Below are 16,062 nucleotides of genomic sequence, written 5' to 3'. Positions count from 1 at the left end.
CAAGCCGAGCGAGCTAGTGCTTGTCGGTGTGGGAGGTCTCCTGCCCTTCCAGCATCTCGACCAGCGGCTGAAACTCTTCCCGATTGTGCTCGCTCATGCGCATCAGGATGCGATGTGCCTCGAGGATACGCTTCCGCATCTCCTCCATGTCGGCCGGAATCTCGGGCAAGTCGCTGAGTTCACTGGTTTCCGTGAGAGGTGCTTCGACCATGGCGAAATACTGGGCAAAACCCATAACTTCGAGCATGCGCTGCACATCGGGGTTGTTAACCACAATGGTCGGCTTGTAGAGAATCCTGTCCTTGACCGCCATGGCCACCTTGGCCAGAAACCCAAGGGCGGTAGAGTCCACGTTGGTGGCCTCGCGCAGATCGATGATCAGGGACTGCAGGCCCGGCGTACGAGCAAGCTGCTGGGCCTGGGTATCCAGCGTCGCGCATAGCGTCAAGCGTACGTCGCCGCACAGCTTGAGAACGAAGACACCGGAGTCGAACGCCGCCTGGACGCGGCCTTCATTCGTGATCATTGCCAAATCCGCTCAACATCATGATCGTCAGGTCATCGGGCAGTTCCTGTCCGCCGTCATCCCCTTCGGCATCGATGTCACGGGGAGAGTCCAGCATCAGGCTGTCGCGAAGCCGCTCCAACGTCGTACAGGTCAGCACACGTTGCTCGAGTTCCCTGAGCCGTGCGTCGAGCGTTTCGCCCGGCAGACACTCCAATATTCCATCCGAACACAACCATAACCGGAAGTTCGACGGTAACCTATACCTCAAACGTGGATACTCTACGCCGGGAAACAGGCCCACCGGCATGCCTTCGCCGGGTAGTTCCTGGACTTTTCCATCGGCCACCAGCAACGGCGTCGGCAATTGCGCGCCAAGCGAATAGTGAAGCTCCCGGGTCTGCTGGTCAATGACACCGACGAACAGCGTGGCATGCTTGCCTATCCCGGTATCCAGCAGCTCCCGGTTGAGTGCCGCCAACCAACGCGCCGGCAGTTCCTCCGGCTGGCTGGCGTCCCAGTCGCCCAACCAACGGTTGAACAGATACTTTAGCAGGACGGTGACAAACGCGGACGAGGCCCCATGGCCAGACACATCGGCGAAGTAGAATAGCGTGTAGCGCTCGTCGAAGCGCTGGAAATCGAGGAAATCACCCGAAAGATAGAGAGACGGGATCAGCCAGTAGTCACAGGTCACGCCACCGATGGTCTGAGGATGAGGCGGCAGCAGCTTGCGCTGGATCTGGCCTCCCGCCTGCTGGTCGAGTCGCAGCAGCGCCAGGTGTGTCTCGAGGCTCTCGTTGAGCTCTTCCAGATGGGCATTGAGCTGAGCGAGGCGCTCGCGATCCTGCTTGCGCTCATCCTCCAGTTGCCGCAGCTCGATCGCCTTGCGGATCATTCGTCGCAGCAGTTGGCCATGGCGCATTGGCTCTACGACGTAGTCCACCAGCCCCACGTCAACCGCGGTCAGCAGGTCGGCGTCGAGACGTGAGTCGCTGACCACCACAGTGGGCAGGCGCTCCGTCAGGCTCGACCACGCCAGGCTGGGAATGGCCTGGGCATGGGCGACGACCAACATCGTTTCCGCCGGCAAGTCCTCGAAGCGCTCCGCGGCATACACGGCCAGACCGTCGCGAGCGATGGTATCGGCCAGGGCATCGCGATAGGCGCCGGGCTCGTCGAGCAAGCCGATCAGCGGTTTGGGTGCATCCATCGGCTCAGGCCTCAATCGGCGAAGTCGGCATCGTCGAAATCGAAGTCGAATTCGTCGCTGGCGAAAGGATCGTCTCCCATCTCGCCGTCACTGACTTCGAAGCGCCGGCGCTGCAAGTAAGCATCGCGAATGAAGACATAGCGGTCTCCGCGGATCAACTCCTCCTGGTCGAGAAAGCCTGCCCGCGCGTCGACAATACGCAGCGCGGTCAGGCTATAGCGCACCTTGTCATCCTCGACGTAGGTCAGCGGGTAGGTATAGGCGTCCAGCGGCAGGCCGGACGTGTCCCTTACCGTGCTGGGCCCCAACAGCGGCAGCATGAGATAGGGCCCTTCGCCCATCCCCCAGACGCCCAGGGTCTGGCCGAAATCCTCCTCCTCGGCGGTAATGCCCATGTGAGTCGCGAAATCCCACAGGCCGACGATGCCCACCGTCGAATTGATCAGGAAGCGCGAGGTGGAGAGTCCGGCGTTGGCGGGCTTACCCTGCAGTAGACTGTTGAGCGCGGTACGGATTTCACCCAGGTTGGAGAAGAAATTGCCGACACCGGTCTGAACCGGATCGGGTGTAATGGTGCGGTAGCCGCGCGCAACCGGCTTGAGTACCGCTCTATCGATTGCCTCATTGAAGGAGAATACCCGGCGATTGAAGCCCTCCCAAGGGTCATCGGGGTGGCGATCCTCCACCGCTACCCGCCCGGCACAGCCGGCCAGCATGGCCACGGCCGCCAGGGCGACCAAGGCTCGTGAAAAAAAGCCGGTCTGCTTCACGACCATCGACTAAGTCTCCTGCAGGTTACCGTAAGCGGTGCCTTCACAACCGGCGCACCACAACGCAGCCGGCACTGTACCCGGCACCGAACGAGCAGACCACCCCCACGTTGCCCGATTCAAGATCGGCATGGTGCAGGTGGAAGGCGATGATCGATCCCGCCGAGCTGGTATTGGCGTAACGATCGAGGATGATTGGCGCCTGGCCGGGCTCGGGGTCGTGGCCCAGCACGCGCCGCGCAATCAGGTCGTTCATGTGGTGATTGGCCTGGTGCAGCCACAGGCGTGAGAGGTCGTTGCCCTCGAGCCCAAGGCTCTGCAGGTGATCGTTGATCAACGCCGCTACCATGGGACACACTTCCTTGAAGACGCGCCTGCCCTCTTGCACGAACAGTTTGTCGCTGGCCAGGGGATCGCTGTCCGTTACCCGGTTGAGGAAGCCGGCATTGTTGCGAATGGCGTTGGAGAAGCGCGTGGCCAGACGCGTGCCGAGAATCTCGAAACGGGTTTCCGACGTAGCCAGCGCGGCGTCTTCCAGCACGACGGCCGTACAGGCGTCACCGAAGATGAAGTGACTGTCACGGTCGCGGAAGTTGAGATGCGCCGAGCAGATCTCCGGATTCACCACCAGGGCGCGCCTGATATTGCCACCGCGTATGGCATTGGCCGCGAGGTCGATGGCAAAGGTAGCCGAACTGCATGCCACGTTCATGTCGAAGGCATGTCCCTGGGTTCCTAGCTGTGCCTGCAATTCGACCGCGACCGCCGGATAGGCCCGCTCCAGGTTGGAGCAGGCCACGATCACCATGTCGATCTCGCCGGGTTCGACGCCGGCCGTCTCCAGTGCCTGGCGCGCGGCGGCCATACCCATTTCGCACTGGATCGAGGGCTCGTCGTTGCTGCGCGAAGGCAGGCGTGGGCGCATCCGCTGGGGGTCGAGGATACCGGCAGCGTCCAGCACGTAGCGGCTGTGTATGCCGGACGCCTTGACGATGAATTCGCTGCTCGAGTGCTGGAGCGGTTCGCGCTCGCCCGCCTCGATGGCGGCGGCATGCCGCGCATTCTCCGCGTCCACCCAGGTGTTGAACGAGGCTACCAGGGCCTCGTTGTCAATGGCGTGCTCCGGCGTGAAGAGTCCCGTACCGGTAATCACGACGTCTGTCATTATCTTCTCCCTCGTGCGGCCGTGTCGCCGCTGGCTGAGCATCGGCTAGCCGATGCCTCATGTCTCTATTATCGGCACGTCAAGGTCAGCCTTGACCATGCCCCACCAGCTCCGCCCAGCGCCGCTCGAGGCGCTTGACGGAGACCGGCATGCGAGTGCCGAGCTGCTGGGCGAACAACGATACCCGCAGCTCCTCGATCCACCAGCCGAACTCCACCAGCTCGGGATACTCGTGGCCGCCGCGGCGCTGGCTCTCGCGTCGCGCCGCCAGGCGCATCTCGAAATCCTGCACCTCCTGCATGTGCATCTGGTCGCGCATGCGCTCACGCGGCGCCTTCTCCAGGCGGATCAGCGCCGCTTCCATGTAGCGCGGATACTCTTCGAGCCACTCGCCCGCTTCCCTCACGAAGCCGGGATGCACCAGCCGTTGCATCTGTGCCTTGATATCACTGTATACCAGCGCCAGCGCCAGATTCAGGTTACCCTTCAGCGCCTTTGCGATCGCCAGATGCCCTTCCAGGGCCTTCTTGAGCGTCGCTACCAGCTCCTCGGCATTGGGTATCAGCTCGGCACGCGTCGCCTCGAGCCGAACTTCGAGTTCAACTGACGAGCGCGGCAGCGGCGACATCGCCACACTGCGAGCGAAGACCGCCTCGACCACATCGTCCAGTAACTCGCGCTTGCTGCCCACTTTGGTAAACAGCAGAGCGCACGCTTCGAGCCCCTTGAGCCGCTGGATGGTTCTCACCTGATCCGGCAGGCGGGCCATGGCTAGCCTGACCACACCGCGGCGATGTGCCTGCTCGGCCTTGCCGGGATGATCGAACAGCTCGATGCGGAACGCCTCGCCTTCCGCCGGCACCAGCGCCGGGAATGCCTCGACCCTGATGCCTGCCTGGGTGGTCACTCGCGATTCGGGCAGCGGCGTCTCCGGCAGGCCGGCGACATCGGGCGCGTCGCTGACCTCGGCGGCCAGCGCCCGTGCGCCTTCGCCCGCCGCGGCTTCGAAGCGCCGCTCGAGCTCGCGCACGTCGCGCCCCTGGCCCAGCGTGTTGCCTTCATGGTCGACCACGTGGACGTTCATGATCAGGTGAGGCTCGAGCTGATCGTAGCGCCAGTCGTCTGGATGCACTCGAACGCCGGTACGGCGGCGCAGGAACTCTCCCAGCGCCTCGCTGAGCGGTACGTCGTCGGGCGTGAGCGTCTCCAATGCGGCATCGACCCAATCGGGAATCGGCACCACCTGACGGCGGACAGACTTGGGCAGCGACTTGAGCAGGGCGATGCATTTCTCGCGTAGAAGCCCCGGCACCAACCACTCGAGCCGTGCCCGAGGAAGCTGTGGGAGCATCGCCGCCGGCACCGTCAGGGTCACGCCGTCGTCCGGCGCGCCGGGCTCGAAGCGGTAATCGAGCGGATAGCGCACGCCGCCGAGCACGAGTTCGTCGGGATACTGGGTCTCGGTAACTTCCCCGGCCTCGCGTGCCAGCAGCGCGGCACGATCGAACTTGAGGACGTCAGGGCTCTTGGCCTCGGCTTTCCTGCGCCACGCCTCGAAGCCCTTGCCGTTGACGATATCTTCGGGAATCCGCTCGTCGTAGAAGGCAAACAGGGTCTCTTCGTCGACCAGTATGTCGCGCCTGCGTGCCCTGTCCTCGAGATCCTCGACCTCTTCCACCAGAGCGCGATTGTAGTCGAAGAATGCCCCCTTGGTACGAAATTCCCCTTCCACCAGGGCGCGGCGAATGAACAGCTCACGTGCCTCGTGCGGGGCGATCGGACCATAATGAACGCTGCGCCCGGTGACGATGGGCAGGCCGAACAGGCTGACCTGCTCCTTGGCCACCACCTGGGCACGTTTCATCTCCCAGTGCGGCTCGCTGTAGCTGCGCTTGACCAGATGCCCCGCCACCGGCTCGATCCACTGAGGCTCGATCCTGGCCACGGTGCGGGCAAACAGTCGAGTGGTCTCGACCAGCTCGAAGGCCATCAGCCACTTGGGCGATTTCTTGGCCAGCCCGGAACCGGGATGGATGACGAACTTGCGGTTCCGAGCGCCCAGGTATTCGCGATTCTCGGTGAGCATGCCCAAGTGCGAGAGCAACCCCGGCAGCAGCGCCTTGTGCAATTGCACGGCATTCTGTCGGCGCGCCTGGAGCCTCGCCTTATCTTGCTCTTCTCCTGCCGCCTGCTCGGGCAGTGGCGCAGGCGGAGGCACCTCGATCTCCATCTCGCGCAGCAACTGGCGCAGCTGCCGGAAGGTATCGTGCCATTCACGCAAGCGCAGATAGTTGAGATAGCGCTCCTTGCACCAGCGTCGCAGTCGATTGCCTGAAAGCTCCTCGCGCGCCGCCTCGAAGCCCTGCCACAGGTTGAGCAGGGCGACGAAATCGGAGTCCGGATCATGCCAGCGGCGGTGGGCCTGGTCGGCGGCTTCGCGCTTCTCCGCCGGACGGTCGCGAGGGTCCTGTACCGCCAGCGCCGACACCACCACCAAAACATCGCGCAGGCCGCCCTGCTCGGCACCGGCCAGTACCATGCGCGCCAGGCGCGGGTCGATCGGCAGCCGGGCGAGTTTGCGCCCCATCGGCGTCAGGCGGTTGCCCTCGTCCACCGCCCCCAGCTCGAACAGCAGGCGAAAGCCGTCCTTGACGAAGCGCGAATCGGGCGGGTCGACGAAAGGAAATCGTTCGATATCGCCAAGCTTGAGGGACAGCATCGACAGGATCACCGAAGCCAGGTTGGTGCGTCGGATCTCGGGATCGGTGAATTCGGGGCGAGAAAGAAAATCCTCCTCGTCATACAGACGAATACAGACACCCTCGGCCACGCGCCCACAGCGTCCCTTGCGCTGGTTGGCACTGGCCTGGCTGACCGGCTCCACCGGCAGCCGCTGGATCTTGGCTCGGTAGCTGTAGCGGCTGATGCGCACCAGCCCCGGGTCGATCACGTAACGAATGCCCGGCACCGTGAGCGAGGTCTCGGCAACATTGGTGGCCAACACGATGCGCCGCCCGGCGTGAGGGGCGAAGACGCGGTTCTGCTCGGCGTTGGAGAGCCGCGCGTAGAGCGGCAGGATCTCGCTGCCCTTGAGGTCGGCACGCCGCAGGGTGTCGGCGGTCTCACGGATCTCTCGTTCGCCGGGCAGGAACACAAGGATGTCGCGCGGCCCGTGGAACCAGCGCTTGTCGCGCTCGATCTGTTCGATCTCCTCCACCGCGTGAAGTATGCCTTCTTGCAGTGTGCGATCGGCTTCGTCGTCGGTTTCGCGTACCAGCGGGCGGTAGCGTACCTCCACCGGATAGGCGCGCCCGGAGACCTCCACCACCGGGGCAGGCTCCGACTCGCCATCCGCACCGGGCAGGGCGAAGTGCTCGGAGAAGCGCGCCACGTCGATGGTGGCGGAAGTGATGATTACCTTCAGCTCGGGCCGGCGCGGCAGCAAGCGCTTGAGATAGCCGAGCAGGAAGTCAATGTTGAGGCTGCGCTCGTGGGCCTCGTCGATGATGATCGCCTCGTAGCGACTGAGATCCGGGTCGTGGCGGGTCTCGGCCAGCAGAATGCCGTCAGTCATCAGTTTGATCAAAGTGGCGTCGCCGGTATGGTCGGTGAAGCGCACTTGGTAGCCCACCTGCTCGCCCAGCGGCACCTCGAGCTCCTCGGCCAGCCGCGTGGCTACCGAGCGCGCCGCCAGGCGACGCGGCTGGGTGTGTCCGATCAGGCCACGGCGCCCCAGGCCCAGCTCCAGGCACAACTTGGGCAGTTGGGTGGTCTTGCCCGAGCCGGTCTCGCCGGCCACCACCACTACCTGATGTTCACGCAGCGCGGCGAGGATCTCGTCGCGGCGCTCGGCCACTGGCAGCTCGGGGGGGTAATTCAGCGCTACCGGCTGTGCTCTACGCCTTGCCGCCAGTGCCTCGGAGCGCTCGATGTCACGTGCCACCTCGGCCAGCCCACGGTCCACCGCCTTGCCTTCGCGCAGGCGCCGCTTCAAGCCGTTGAGCCTGCGCGATAGCGCCCCGCGATCGCGCAGCATGACCTCGCCCAGCGCGTGCTCGAGGCGGGAAAGCTCGCTCTTGCCATCGGTGACGGTGGAACCAGTGGTGATTGCGGTACTCACGAAATGCCTCTTGCCAAGGAAAAAACCTGCCCGCCCCGATGTGTCGGAGCGGGCAGGTCATTGTAGCGCTGCTGGCCGAAGGTCGGCCAATTTCAGGTGAACTCGGTCGGAGCCAATCGCACAGCCCTAGCGTTCCGCCTGCTCGTCGCGTAGCTGACGCCGCAGCACCTTGCCGACATTGGTCTTGGGCAGCTCGTCGCGGAACTCGACGAACCTGGGTACCTTGTAGCCGGCCAGCTCCTTCTTGCACCACTCGCGCAGGCCTTTCTCGTCAAGGCTCTCGTCCCGGGCAACCACGAATAGCTTGACTGCTTCGCCGCTGTTCTCATCGGGAATGCCCACGGCTGCCGATTCGACCACGCCCGGGTGCTTGGCGACCACGTCCTCGATTTCATTGGGATAGACGTTGAACCCCGACACCAGGATCATATCCTTCTTGCGGTCGACGATCTTGATGAAGCCGTCGTCCTGAAGCACGGCGATATCACCGGTGTGAAACCAGCCGTCATCGTTCAGCACCTTGGCGGTCTCTTCGTCCAGGTTCCAGTAACCTTTCATCACTTGGGGTCCCCGGACGCAAAGCTCGCCCGGCTCACCCAGCGGCAGGGTGTTGCCATCGGCATCGACCACCTTGACCGAGGTGCCCGCCACCGGCTTGCCGATGGTACCAAGCTGAATGGAATCGACAGGGTTGAAGCTGACGATCGGTGACGTTTCGGTAAGCCCATAGCCCTCGGCGATGGGACACCCGGTGATCTCCTCCCAGCGGTTCGCCGCTGCCTTGGTCAGCGCCATGCCACCGGAAATCGTCAGGTGCAGGCGCGAGAAGTCGAGCTTGCGGAAGTCCTCTCGGTTGCACAACGCGTTGAACAGGGTATTGAGGCCAATGAACCCCGTGAACTTGATCTTCTGCAGTTCCTTGACGAAGTTGTCCAGATCGCGCGGGTTGGTGATCAGGATCGAGTGGTTGCCGGTTTCCATCAGGAACAGGCAGTTCACCGTGAAGGTATAGATGTGATAGACCGGTAGCGGTGCGATCACCACCTCCTTGCCCTGGGATAGGCCCGGCCCGATAGCACCTTCGGCCTGGAGCATATTGGCTACCAGATTGCAGTGGGTGAGCATGGTTCCCTTGGGCATACCGGTGGTGCCCCCGGTGTACTGCAGCGCGGCGATGTCGTCGAGCCCCCGCTCGACCTCGCTATGCTGGCGCGAAGCCCCCTCCTTCAATGCCTTGCGGAACGGCACCGCCATCGGCAACGAATAGGACGGCACCATTTTCTTGACGTGCTTGACCACGGCGTTGATCAGGAAACGCTTGGGGAAGCCGTGCAGGTCGCCGAGTTCGGTGACCAGCACGTGCTCGATGTCGGTACGGTCGAGCACCTTCTCGAGCTTGTTCGCCATGTTGGCCAGGATAAGGATTGCCCGAGCGCCGGAGTCCTTGAACTGATGTGCCATCTCGCGCTCGGTATAGAGCGGGTTGGTGTTGACCACCACCAGCCCGGCACGCAGCGCGCCGAAAACGGCCACCGGGAACTGCAGCACATTGGGCAGTTGGATGGCGATACGATCGCCCGGCTTGAGTCCGGTCTCATGCTGCAGCCAAGCGGCAAAATCGGCCGAGAGGCGATCGAGCTCCGTAAAGGTGAGGGTCTGCCCCATGCAGGTGAACGCCGGGTTGTCGGCAAAGCGTTTCACCGCTGCATGGAAGACGTCCATCAGCGATCGGTACTTCTCCATGCCCTTCAGCTCGGGACCGTTGAGGATACCGGCGTTGGCTTGCTCACTCATTGGTGCTATCTCCACAGCATCATCGACGGTGGTCGCTCACCTCTCGACCTCGTCCGTTGTTATTTTGACCAAACCATAACGATATACCAGGCACCACTCGGCTGTAAAACGGACGATTGAAACGACTGTTCAATCACGATCGCCCAAAACTAAGCGCCTATATGACTAACAAACTGGGCAAAAGGTTGTAGAAAGGCAAGCCACCCGAGCGGATAGCTATGAGCTTGCGGAAGAAGACGGCTCGGCAACGAGGCGAGCGACGATACGACCATGGCGCCATACCAACAGCTCACCCGGCTCCATGCGAACCCAGGCCTCGTTGCAAGTCAGCGGCTCGGTCGCAATCACCGAGACGATGTCGTGGCGCGTGGTGTGCTCGTCGAAGTTGACCGTAAGCTCGGCATCGGAGAGTTCGGCGCTGCCGAACGGTGCCCGGCGAGTGATATGGGCCAGCTTGGTCGAACAAAAGGTATAGAGGAACTCGCCATCGGCCAGCAAAAGATTGAACACACCCTTGGCCCGCAGCGTCTCGCACAGTTGATGAAGCAACTGCCAGAGCGCCGAGTGACGCTCGCTCAACGTAGTGTCACACGCCGTCAGTCCGGGCGCCTCGGGAAAGCGCTCGCGCAGGGTGGCGAGCAGCCAGCAGAAGGCGTGTTCGCTGTCGGTGTCGCCCACCGGCCGATAGAAACTCAGCGGCAATGCCTGCCACTCCGCGAGCTGGCCGTTATGCGCATAGCACCAGGTTCGGCCCCACATTTCACGGGTAAAAGGGTGGGTATTGGCCAAGCGCACTTCACCGACATTGGCCTGGCGGATATGGCTGATGACGATATGCGACTTGATCGGATAGTCGGTGATCAGCCGGGCAATGGGAGACCGTACCGAGGGGTGCGGGTCGCGAAAGTCGCGATAGCCACCCGCCTCGTAGAAGGCGATTCCCCAGCCGTCGCGGTGTGGCCCGGTACCGCCACCACGATGCAGGAAACCGGTGAAGCTGAAACAGATATCGGTGGGCACGTTGGCGCTCATGCCCAGCAATTCACACATGCGGCTCCTCCCGTGGCGTCACGCGACGCCTCCGTGTCATTTTCCACAGCAGCAACAAGAGGACGAGGGCAAGCAGCAGGCCGCCCAACAGCCAGCGCCGATGCGGCTCACCCAGGGCTTCTTCGAGCGGCCCGGCCAGCAAGGGGCGCCACTCCTTCCAGCGCTCCTGAGCGATCTGCGGCAGCTCCTGCATGCGCCTGACGATACGCTCGACCGGCTCCGGTAGCGGCGATCCCGTCGAGCGAGACTCACGCACCGGCGACAGCTCCTCGTGGAAGCGCGCCACCTCCAGGGCCGGGCTGGCATCGACCTGGTCGATAGCCGTGTCCACCGAAGGGAACAGCATCAGGCGCGGCAGATACAGCTCGTGCGTCTCGCCCTCAAGGGTGACTTCGCCGCGCAGGATCAACGGTACGCTGAGCGCCGTATCCAGCTCGGGCAGGGCCATGCTCCAACGCCGCTCGGCAATGGGTTCTGCCTCGAGCCGAGCGCCCTGGAGCTGGCCGTACAGGCGGGTATTGGCACCATCGAGCTGGGGATGCTCGGCCGCTAGGAGAACTCGCTGGCCGGCCACATCATGCTGTGCGGCAATTGCCGGCAATACGTTGATGGGTTGCACCCGCTGGCGGCGGAAGCCCTGGCCTTCGGCGCGCACGACGAACTGGGCGTTTCCGGCCAGGGCCGGTGCAGGCAAGCGACCGACGAATCGCGCCTCCTGCTGCTTGAGGGCCACGGCCGACTGTACCGTACCCGTGGCATCGTGCAACTCCGCCGTCAGGCGCAGGTGCGCCGGCAACTCTTCGACGGCCACCGCTTCTCCCTCGCGTGCGAGCCAGGCTTCCACCGGCACGTCGAACCCGAGATAGAGCGTGTCCGGCACACCGGCCGTCTGCAGGCTGAGCGGCGACTGGATGGTGACGCGGCTGTCCTGACCCGGCGAGCCCTCCAGGCGCCACTGCCCCGGCTGGGGATCGGGTACCCGAACGAGGTCATAGCGTGATTCGCTTCGCCACTCGGCCCCCTCCGGGGGGGAGTCGGCGGAATAGCGTTGGCCATCCGGCCCCACCATTTCCGTGGCCTCCTCGCCGCGGAACAGCAGCGCAGTGAAGCTGCGCAGTCCCGGCTCGATGAGAAAACGCTGGTCGGTGACCGGCACCTGATCGCTGGGGAAGATGCGATCGACAATGGCAAGAAAAGCACCGAGCAAGGCGTCCGGGGCTGCGACAGGCGCTGAAAGCCCACCGGTCATTTGCGCCAGACGCTCCACCAGGTCGAGGTCGGCGTCGTCGGAAAAGGCGATCGCATGCACTACGATGCCCTCCTCGGCCAGCCTCGGACCGAGTTCCTCAAGCAGCGCCTCCCGCGAAGCCCGGTCGATGGCCGGCTTGCTGCCGCGCCAAGCGGGCAGATCGATCCTGCCATCGGTGAGCAGCACCAGATGACGCGGGCCTGAGACAGCCTCGGCGTCTGCCGCCTGATAGATGGCGGACTCGATGTCGGTGTACTGCTGGTAGTCGAACAACAGGCCGGATAGCGCCCTGGCGCGATCACGCCATTCGAGGTTGGCCGGACCGGACTGCAATGGGTTGGCCACTCGCTCGCCGAAGGTCCAGACCCCCGCCCTGGCCCCGCTGGGCACCAGCGTGACCAGTAATTCCAGCGCCTCCGCAGCGAGCTGGTCGGGGTCATTTTGACGCATGCTGCCGGAGACATCGATAATGACCCGAATCTCCGGCTGCTCTTCGAGCGGTGCAGCTGATAGGCAGCTCGACATGACCAGGCACCCGGCCAGACCGACCAGCCAGTGCCATACCTTGTTCCACTCCCTCCCCATCGGGGCTCCCTAGCCGATTTTCGGCTCCCGGCGCTTGCCTGGCTGACGCGGCTGTTCGCCGCGCTGGCCATTGCGCCTGCTATTATTGTGCTGCTTGTTATCGTCCTGCTTCTTCCCCTGCGCGTTTTCGCTGGGCATGGCATCCGTGCGGAACCACCAGGCCTGCAGAATGCCAACGGCAATACCCAGCAGCGCTCCGGCAGCTACCAGCAAGCCGGAAGACATCAGTACCGAGCCATTGCGTTCGAGGAAGGCAACGGCCGCCACCACCACAGCTGGCGCCATGCCGGTATGGAATTCCCCTTCTACCAGCGGCAGCCGGAAGCGGGTCGGCATCAACAGAATACCCGCCACCATCCAGGTAATCGGAAGGCGCAGCAGGCGTGGCAGGAAGGCCAATCCCAGGTAGCCGGTCACCAGCACGACCAGCGACAAACCCAGATAGGTCAGCCATAGTAGGGACATCGAATCGGATGTCAGCATCGATACCTCGTTTTACGCGTCACGGCCCGCCCCTTGACGGATCGTACAGGATGGAAAGTCACCTTGAGTATGGTACACGCGACCCAATGAAAGCACAGCCGCCACATCATTCGTCTATCACTGCAACCAACAGCGAGCCCCCTCCTTCACCAGTCGAACGGTTTAGACGCGCCGAAGATCCCGAGTGGCACTGGTTGGAAGAACGCGACGATGCGCGCGTTCAGGCCTTTCTCGAAGCCGCCAACGAGGAATCCCAGGCCTGGATGGCGCCCCTCGAGAGCCTGGTCGAGCGGCTCTATCACGGCCACCTGGCACGACGTGAGCTGGCGGTTCACGGGCTGCGCACTGCGCTCGATCACCATACCTACTGGAGCGAGACGGCAGTCAATGCGGATTATCCGGTGTGGTGGCGCCATCCCAATGGCCGTGAGGAACAGGCAAGCGTCTTTCTCGACCTGGAGGCTCGCGCAGCGCCAGAGCACTACCTCGAACTGGGTGACATAGCGCTGTCGCCCAACGAACGCTGGCTGGCCTGGACCGAGGACACCAATGGCGACGAGCGCTTCTCACTCTATCTCAAGGCACTGCCCGACGGCGAGCCACACCTCTTGCTGGAGGAGATCGGTGCGGAGCTGGCTTGGGCCGAAGACAACGTCACCCTGCTGTTCACTCGTTACGATGCCACACAGCGCCCGGACAGCATTTGGCGCTTGCCACTCAGTGAAGGCCAGGCCGGCGAGCCTTCACTGATATTGCGCGAGGACGATCCCGAGTTCTGGCTCGGATTGGGCAAGACCCGCTCCCGCCAGTGGCTGGTGCTGGAGATTGCCTCCAAGGACACGAGCGAATGCCACCTGCTGCCGGCCCTGTCGCCTGAGCAGACACCACGCTGTTTTCGACCGCGAGAGAAAGGTGTTGAGTATGGACTGGAGCACCGTCCCGGGCATTTCTACGTTCTGCACAACCGCAACGCACCACATTTTCGCCTGGACGTGGCCGACGAGCACGACTTCGAGGCTCAATGGCAACTGCTGATCGATCATCGCGATGACACCACGCTCGAGGACGTCGAGGCCTTTGACTGGGGCCTGGCCATCAGCGAGCGCGACCACCATGAGGCTCAGGTCCGCATCCGCATCGTCGAACTCGATGCTTGCCACCGCACACGGTGCGACGAGCACCTGACGCTGCCGGAATCTCCCTGCAGCGTTATGCTCGGCGACGTGCCACATTTCGACAGTCGCCGTCTGCGCCTGCGTGAAGAGTCCTTCGTCATGCCGGTACGCTGGCTCGAGCACGACCTCGACAGTGGGGAGCGAGTCGTCCTCAAGTCGCAGCCGATCCACGGCAACCTGCAGCCGGCAGACCTCTGCTGCGAGCGGATCTGGGCGCGTGCCCACGATGGCGAACGCATACCGGTATCGGTGGTGATGCGTGCCGACCTTGCCGGCCACCCCTTGCCCACCCTGCTCTACGGCTATGGGGCCTATGGCGAAGTCCTCGACCCCTGGTTCTCGGTTGCCAGGCTCGAACTGCTCGCCCGCGGCGTTGCCTTTGCCGTCGCCCACGTTCGCGGTGGCGGCGACCGGGGTGAGCCCTGGTATCTGGCAGGCAAACTAGAGCACAAGGAGAACAGCTTCCGCGACTTCCTGGCGGCGCGCAACGCATTGGTGGAAAAAGGACTCAGCGACGGCGAGCGCATCGCCGCCTACGGCGCCAGTGCCGGCGGGCTACTGGTCGGAGCCAGCCTCAACCTGGCGCCCGAGGCGTTCTGTGCGGCCGTGCTCGACGTCCCCTTCGTCGACGTGTTACGCACCATGGAGAATCCCGACCTGCCGCTGACTACCGCCGAGTATACTGAGTGGGGCAATCCCGACGATCCGGGCGCACGCAAGCGTATCCGCGACTACTCACCGTTGGACAACCTCTCCCCCCAACCCTACCCCACGCTTTTCCTCCAAGGCAGCTGGCACGACTCCCGGGTCCCCTATTGGGAACCTGCCAAGCTCTATGCCCGACTGACCGAGATGGACTCCGCACGCGGCCCCGTGCTGCTGCGCACCGATATGGCTGCCGGGCATGGCGGTGCCTCGGGCCGGTTCAAGGCATGGCATGACAATGCACGCCAGGACGCCTTCATTCTCTGGGCCTTGGGGCTAGCCAACAAGGAAGCTTAAGCGCCGCATAAAGAAGACCCGGCCATAGGCCGGGTCTCTTCAAGGGAAGCAAAATCAGGCGCCGCCTCCTCCGCCCCCCCCACCACTACCGCCACCGGCACCGCCGCCGCTGCCACCTCCAGCGCCGCCGCTTGCTCCACCGCTGTCGCCGCCGGAGCCACCACTGCTCCCGCCGCCGGAGCCACCGCTGTCACCGCCACCGGAACCACCGCTGTCACCACCGCCGGAGCCACCGCTGCCGCCACCGCCGGAGCCGCCCCCACCTTCGCCCCCACCATTGCCTGAACCACCGATGCCACCGGTGTCGCCACCACCAGAGCCGCCGCCGTTATAGCCGCCGTTATCGCCGCCGCCGTTGTCGCCGCCGCCGTTGTCACCGCCGCCGCCGCTGTCGCCGCCGCCGTTGTCGCCGCCGCCGCTGTCGCCGCCGCCGTTGTCGCCGCCGCCGCTGTCACCGCCGACGCTATCGCCGCTGTCACCGCCGTCGCTATCGCCGCCGCCGTTGTCGCCACCCCCGTAGTCGCCGTCGCCGTTGTCGCCGTCGCCGTTGTCGCCGTCGCCGTTGTCGTCGCCGCCGCTGTCGCCGCCGCCGCTGTCGCCGCCGCCGCTGTCGCCATCGCCGCTGTCACCGTTGTCGACGCCGCCGTTGTCGTCGCTATCGGCATCGGGTGTAGAGCTGCGCCCGGCGAGAACTAAACCTCCCCCCTCGCCGCCAAGGGAGCCATCCAGGCCAGCCCCCAAGCCCCCAGCGCCTGGCGGCGGCAACCATTTCAGCAATTCGTCCAGCTCCTCATCGCTCAGCACGACACCTTCATTGAAGAGAGCGTGCCAGCGCGCGGCCATCTCCTCATCGCTGAGAGGCTCGGTCCAGACCTGTGACTGTGCCAGGGCGCTCGTCGTCACGATGGCGCCAAACGCCAGCCCTGCCGTTGTCATCCATACCCGTTTCAT

The 16,062-nt window shown here is 64.0% G+C and carries 11 protein-coding genes; 1 reads left to right on the top strand and 10 read right to left on the bottom strand.

Going from position 1 to position 16,062, the window contains the following annotated elements:
* Positions 1-13: 13 nt before the first annotated feature.
* The 9 genes from HNO52_RS07525 to HNO52_RS07485 all read right to left on the bottom strand — a co-directional run bounded on the left by HNO52_RS07525 (position 14) and on the right by HNO52_RS07485 (position 12,934).
* The gene (locus tag HNO52_RS07525) at positions 14-526 is read right to left on the bottom strand and encodes an STAS domain-containing protein (protein ID WP_167118982.1); all 513 of its coding nucleotides are present in this window, start codon (positions 524-526) and stop codon (positions 14-16) included.
* Complete coding sequence (locus HNO52_RS07520; RefSeq protein ID WP_197568533.1) at positions 513-1,718, bottom strand: PP2C family protein-serine/threonine phosphatase; 1,206 nt, start codon at positions 1,716-1,718, stop codon at positions 513-515. The genes HNO52_RS07525 and HNO52_RS07520 overlap by 14 nt, the downstream gene beginning before the upstream one ends.
* A gap of 11 nt (positions 1,719-1,729) precedes the next feature.
* A complete protein-coding gene (locus HNO52_RS07515) occupies positions 1,730-2,494 on the bottom strand; it encodes an MlaA family lipoprotein (protein WP_197568532.1) in 765 nt (254 codons plus the stop codon).
* 37 nt (positions 2,495-2,531) lie between these two features.
* Positions 2,532-3,653 (bottom strand): beta-ketoacyl-ACP synthase III, encoded by a 1,122-nt coding sequence (locus tag HNO52_RS07510; RefSeq protein WP_197568531.1) that lies wholly within the window; start codon positions 3,651-3,653, stop codon positions 2,532-2,534.
* Positions 3,654-3,738: 85 nt separating this feature from the next.
* On the bottom strand, positions 3,739-7,773 hold the full coding sequence (gene hrpA / locus HNO52_RS07505) for an ATP-dependent RNA helicase HrpA (RefSeq protein ID WP_197568530.1): 4,035 nt from the start codon (positions 7,771-7,773) through the stop codon (positions 3,739-3,741).
* 126 nt (positions 7,774-7,899) lie between these two features.
* On the bottom strand, positions 7,900-9,567 hold the full coding sequence (locus HNO52_RS07500; RefSeq protein ID WP_197568529.1) for an AMP-binding protein: 1,668 nt from the start codon (positions 9,565-9,567) through the stop codon (positions 7,900-7,902).
* A gap of 216 nt (positions 9,568-9,783) precedes the next feature.
* Positions 9,784-10,617, bottom strand: coding sequence for a class II glutamine amidotransferase (locus HNO52_RS07495; RefSeq protein ID WP_197568528.1), 834 nt, complete (start codon positions 10,615-10,617; stop codon positions 9,784-9,786).
* Positions 10,610-12,451: a vWA domain-containing protein gene (locus HNO52_RS07490; RefSeq protein WP_197568527.1), complete on the bottom strand. Its 1,842-nt coding sequence runs from the start codon at positions 12,449-12,451 to the stop codon at positions 10,610-10,612. Before HNO52_RS07490 ends, HNO52_RS07495 begins: the two co-directional genes overlap by 8 nt.
* A gap of 9 nt (positions 12,452-12,460) precedes the next feature.
* The gene (locus tag HNO52_RS07485; RefSeq protein WP_197568526.1) at positions 12,461-12,934 is read right to left on the bottom strand and encodes a hypothetical protein; all 474 of its coding nucleotides are present in this window, start codon (positions 12,932-12,934) and stop codon (positions 12,461-12,463) included.
* Between the two features lie 86 nt (positions 12,935-13,020).
* Between HNO52_RS07485 and HNO52_RS07480 the strand changes: the two genes are divergently transcribed.
* Positions 13,021-15,111, top strand: coding sequence for a S9 family peptidase (locus tag HNO52_RS07480; RefSeq protein WP_197568525.1), 2,091 nt, complete (start codon positions 13,021-13,023; stop codon positions 15,109-15,111).
* A 54-nt stretch (positions 15,112-15,165) separates the two neighbouring features.
* On the opposite strand, the gene HNO52_RS07475 is transcribed toward HNO52_RS07480, so the two are convergent.
* Positions 15,166-16,062 carry a hypothetical protein gene (locus HNO52_RS07475; protein ID WP_197568524.1) on the bottom strand — a complete coding sequence of 299 codons (897 nt, stop codon included), beginning with the start codon at positions 16,060-16,062 and terminating at the stop codon, positions 15,166-15,168.

It is taken from the genome of Halomonas sp. MCCC 1A13316 (assembly GCF_014931605.1).
Classification (GTDB): Bacteria; Pseudomonadota; Gammaproteobacteria; order Pseudomonadales; family Halomonadaceae; genus Halomonas.
This window is presented reverse-complemented; position numbering and strand designations above follow the sequence as displayed.